General features: G+C 46.0%; 1 protein-coding gene. It reads left to right on the top strand.

Annotated elements, in window-relative coordinates; genetic code table 11:
* Positions 1–667, top strand: a 667-nt coding sequence (locus tag ACFIQC_RS10080; RefSeq protein WP_375707152.1) for a hemagglutinin repeat-containing protein, incomplete at both ends; no start/stop codon positions are given.

The raw sequence follows: 667 nt of genomic DNA, 5'->3' as shown, positions 1-667 counted from the left end.
TCTTTTGGTAAAGGCAAGGGTTCCAGTGAGGAAGTGCATCACAAAAACAGCCATATTGTTGGCACTGGCACTGTTCACACAACGAGTGGTGCAAACACCACATTGGCAGGCGCCGTGGTTTCTGGAGAGCGTGTAGAAATGGAAGTAGGGGGTGATTTTGCCATTACCAGCCGCAGTGATACGGGACAAAGTTCCAGCAAGCAAAACTCTGTTTCCATTGGGTATAATAGCCGAGAAAAGGAAGGTACAGCCACAACCAATATTTCCTTGAACAAGGATAAATCCTCTAGCGATTATCATAGTGTTGTGGAGCAATCAGGCATCAAAGCGGGTGATGGTGGTTTTAAGATCAACGTTAAAGATAAAACAACGCTGACCGGAGGTATTATTGAAAGCACCGCGCCGGCAGATAAAAACAGCCTGACCACAGGAAGCATCAGCACCAGTGATATCAGCAACAGTGCGCATGCGCAAGCTAGCAGCCAAGGTTTAAGCATTTCGGCGGGTGGTCCGATGTATCAGGGCAAATATGGTGTCGGGAAAAACATTGCTAAAAATGTCTTAGATCATTCAAAAGCTAAAGATTCAGAGGAAGGATATACCAAATCCGCTATCAGCAATGGCACTATCGTCATTACTGATGAAGCAGGGCAGAAGGCATTAACAG

The sequence above is a fragment of the Bartonella sp. AA126HLJHH genome (assembly GCF_042197425.1).
GTDB lineage: Bacteria > Pseudomonadota > Alphaproteobacteria > Rhizobiales > Rhizobiaceae > Bartonella.
Note: the sequence above shows the minus strand (reverse complement) of the source record. Positions and strands in the feature narration are given on the sequence as shown.